This window comes from Deltaproteobacteria bacterium GWC2_65_14 (assembly GCA_001797615.1).
Taxonomy (GTDB): domain Bacteria; phylum Desulfobacterota; class Deferrimicrobia; order Deferrimicrobiales; family Deferrimicrobiaceae; genus GWC2-65-14.
In genome coordinates this window covers 5,754-9,672 of the sequence record MGPV01000021.1, presented here as the reverse complement: position 1 = coordinate 9,672, position 3,919 = coordinate 5,754, and the positions used below count along the sequence as shown (strand labels likewise).

Here is a 3,919-nt window from a genome sequence, read left to right as displayed (position 1 = left end):
GGACAAGAAGGGCGAATTGACCGGCCCGGGCGTGAAGGCGGCGCTCGAGACGTTCAAGGATTTCGACACGGGGGGGCTGACCTCGAAGCTCACATTCGCCTCTGGCGACCATCGTCCGAACATGTCGGCGAAGATCTACGAATACCAGGGGGGGAAGATGGTCCAGAAGGCCACCATCGAACTGCCCCGCAAGAAGGAGTGGCTCGGGTACTAAGGGGGCAAAGGCAGGCAACGACGAAGACGGGGCGGGGGCAAGCCGCCCCGCCCCGTCTCCCAACCAGCGAGGAATGGTTCGCATGCTCCAGGTGAACAACATCGAGGTGATCTACTCGGACGTCATCCTCGTCCTGAAAGGGCTCTCCCTGGTGGTTCCCCAGGGGCAGATCGTGGCGCTCCTGGGCGCGAACGGGGCCGGGAAGTCCACCACCCTGAAGGCGATCTCGGGGCTGCTGAAATCCGAGGAGGGGGAGGTGACCGACGGGGAGATCCTGTTCGAGGGGGTGAAGATCAACGGGAGGGACGCGGAGGAGATCGTGCGGCGGGGGGTCTTCCAGGTGATGGAGGGGCGCAGGGTCTTCGAGGATCTGACCGTCGAGGAGAACCTCCGGTGCGGCGCCCACACCCGGAAGGACACCAGGAACGTGAAGGGGGATTACGACCGGGTCTACGGCTATTTCCCGCAGCTGAAGGAGCGCAGGAAACAGCTGGCCGGCTACCTTTCCGGAGGGGAGCAGCAGATGCTCGCCATCGGTCGGGCCCTGATGGCCCGGCCCAAGCTGATGCTGCTCGACGAGCCGTCTCTCGGCCTGTCGCCGCTCCTGGTCCGGGAGATCTTCGGGATCATCAAGGATATCAATGACAAGGAGAAAACCACGATCCTCCTCGTCGAGCAGAATGCCCGGGTGGCCCTCTCCATCTCCACCTACGGGTACATCATGGAGAACGGGAAGGTCGTCCTCGACGGCGAGACCGAGAAGCTCGCCAGCAACGAGGATGTCAAGGAGTTCTACCTGGGGATGACCGATGTCGGCACCCGGAAATCCTACAAGGACATCAAGCATTACAAACGGCGCAAGCGCTGGCTATCCTAAGAACCGGGACGTTCCTTAGAACTGGGATGTAGAACTGGGACGTTCCTCAGAATCCGGTGGGCCTGATCATTTTGGAGGATAAATGATTTCTTTCGAGTTCTTAGGAACGTCCCGGTTCTGAGGGGTGGAGGGGTCATGATCGACCGGACGAAAGGATATTTCGACGAATCCCAGGAGACGATGGCTCCGAAGGAGCGCGAAGCGTTCCGGAGGACGATCCTCCGCGAGACGGTCCGGCATGCCTACGAGAACGCCCCGGCCGCCCGCAGGAAGATGGACGAGGCGGGGGTCAAGCCCGCCGATGTTCAGGACATCGAGGACCTGGCGAAGATCCCGCTGACCCGGAAGGGGGACCTGAAGAACCTCCAGAAGGCGGAGATGCCGTTCGGCGGTCTGGCCGCCATCCCCCCACGCGAGATGAAGCGGATCTATGTCTCCCCGGGACCGACCTACGATCCGGAGGGGAGGGAGGGATCCCACTGGAGGTGGGAGAAGGCCTTCATCGCGGCGGGCTTTCGGCCCGGCGACATCGTGCAGAACACTTTCATGTACCACTTCTCTCCCGGGGGGATGATGTTCGACGACGGGCTGCTGCGGATCGGTTGCACGGTGATCCCGGCAGGCGTCGGGAACACGGAGATGCAGGTGCAGGTGATGCGCGACCTCGGTGTAAACGGGTATGTCGGGACCCCCTCGTTCCTCATGACGATTCTGGAGAAGGCGGGGGAGATGGGGGTCACGCCGGGGGACGGGCTTGCCCTCCAGGTGGCGCTGGTCGCCGCCGAGATGCTGCCGGAATCGCTGCGGACCCGCTTCAGGGACGAGTTCGGGATCCAGGTCCGGCAATGCTACGGAACCGCCGACGTCGGGTCGCTGGGGTACGAGTGCTTCGAGGCGAAGGGGATGCACATCCCCGACGAGATCCTGTTGGAGCTGGTCGACCCGGCCTCCGGGAAGGTCGTCGGACCGGGGGAGATCGGGGAGGTCGTGGTGACCCTGCCCAACTCCACCTACCCGCTCCTGCGGTTCGCCACGGGGGACCTCTCGATCTTTTCGAACGAGCCCTGCCCTTGCGGCCGGACCTCCGCGCGCCTGCTCCGAATCGTCGGCCGTGTGGACCAGGTCACCAAGGTCAAGGGGATGTTCGTCCACCCGGAACAGGTGGTCCAGGTCGAGAAGAAGGCGGGGGAGGGGGTTCTCCTCCGGTTCGTCATCACGCGGACCGGGCATGAAGACCGGTTGACGATCCAGGCGGCGCTCCCGGGAGGGGCGACGCCTTCAGATGACTTGGCGGCCCGGATCGCGGGAGCCGCGCGCGAGGTGACCCGCCTCCAGGGGGAGGTCGTCTTCGTCCCCGAGGGTGAGCTGGCGCAGAAGGAGAAGAAGATCGTCGACAACAGGAAGTGGGACTAAAGGGCGGGGAGGCCTGTCCATGGACGCCAAGACCCTGGCCGGACATCTGGAGCAACACCTGCGGGTGCACACCTTCCCCCTGGGGATACGGTCGTACAGTCCGGGGGAGCCGCTTCCGGAAAAAGTGAAAGTCCCGTCGAAGCATCTTGGGGTCAAAGTCGCGATCTGCCAGGCGATTTCCATTGCGAGACGATACGGGTGGACGATGGCCGTCGGGAAAGAGGACATCTCCTGCCCGATCGCGAAGGCGGTCTTCGGTTTCGAGGAGCGGAACGAGTACTACAGCTCGGGGGGGCTGGCGGACGGGATGTACGCCTCCTGCAGGGAGGCGGGGGCGAAATTCGAGGACGCGCTGGCGAAGTTCGATGTCGGGGAATATGCCTACGTGGTGGCCGGACCGCTCGGACGGGTGAACTTCGTCCCCGACACCATTTTAGTATACGGGAACTCGGCCCAGGTGCTCCGGCTGCTGAATGCCTGCCTCTACAAGAAGGGAGGGAGCCTCACCGGCGAGTTCTCCGGCCGGGGCGACTGCTCCGACATCGTGATCCGGGGGAAGAAGTCCCGGGAGCCCCAGGTGATCCTTCCCTGCTACGGCGACCGGATTTTCGGGATGACCGCCGACGACGAGATGGCCTTCACCTTCCCCTTCGCGATGGGGACCGAGGTGGTCGAGGGGCTGGAGGGGACGCACGCCGGCGGGATCCGGTACCCGGTCCCGATCTACCTGCGCTTCCAGGCCGAATATCCGAAAAACTACCAGGAGCTCGAAGCCCTCTGGCGAAAGGAACGGGAGAAAGAATAGGCCCTGCCGGCGGTTCCCCATTTCGGGCTTCCAGGCTTTCCATTCATTTGAGATCCCCTTATACTCAATACACCATGAAACGTTGCGGGAAAGCCCGAGTTCTCAGGAACGTCCCTGTTCTTGGGGGAGGCCCATGTACAGGCTGACGCCGGTCGAGGAGATCGGTACGCGGATCGCCGCGCTGCGGGAACGGCTCGTCCGGGACGGGGTGGAAGCGGCCTTTCTCGTTCAGAACGCGGATCTCTTCTATTTCACCGGGTCGATCCAGCAGGGGGTGCTCGTCGTCCCGGCGGACGGGGACCCCGTCTACTTCGTCCGGAGGGTTTTCGAGCGGGCCCGGTCGGAGTCGCCCCTCGAGCGGATCGTGGCGATCCGCAGCCCCAAAGAGATCCCGGCCTGGTTCGAAAAGAAGGGCGTTTCCTTCGGGTCGGTCGGATTCGAGCTCGACGTGATGCCGGTGAACACCTTCCGCAGGTTCGCGGAGCTGTTCCCGAAAGCGCGGGCGGTGGATCTTTCGGAAGCCGTCCGGGAGATCCGGTCGGTCAAGGGACCTTCCGAGATCGAGGCGATGCGCGGATGCGGGAGGAGCCTCTCCGACCTTCTGGCCGGG

3 protein-coding genes and 2 pseudogenes (1 of these 5 running past the window's edge) are annotated in these 3,919 nt (G+C 63.9%); all 5 read left to right on the top strand.

Features of this window, described 5'->3' with window-relative positions:
• Nucleotides 1–214, top strand: a pseudogene (locus tag A2X88_03940) (hypothetical protein).
• Between the two features lie 82 nt (nt 215–296).
• A complete protein-coding gene (locus tag A2X88_03935; GenBank protein ID OGP34894.1) occupies nt 297–1,091 on the top strand; it encodes an ABC transporter ATP-binding protein in 795 nt (264 codons plus the stop codon).
• A 135-nt stretch (nt 1,092–1,226) separates the two neighbouring features.
• The gene (locus tag A2X88_03930) at nt 1,227–2,504 is read left to right on the top strand and encodes a hypothetical protein (protein ID OGP34893.1); all 1,278 of its coding nucleotides are present in this window, start codon (nt 1,227–1,229) and stop codon (nt 2,502–2,504) included.
• A 19-nt stretch (nt 2,505–2,523) separates the two neighbouring features.
• Complete coding sequence (locus A2X88_03925; GenBank protein ID OGP34892.1) at nt 2,524–3,309, top strand: hypothetical protein; 786 nt, start codon at nt 2,524–2,526, stop codon at nt 3,307–3,309.
• A gap of 133 nt (nt 3,310–3,442) precedes the next feature.
• Nucleotides 3,443–3,919: pseudogene (locus tag A2X88_03920) on the top strand (hypothetical protein) (it continues 714 nt past the right edge of the window).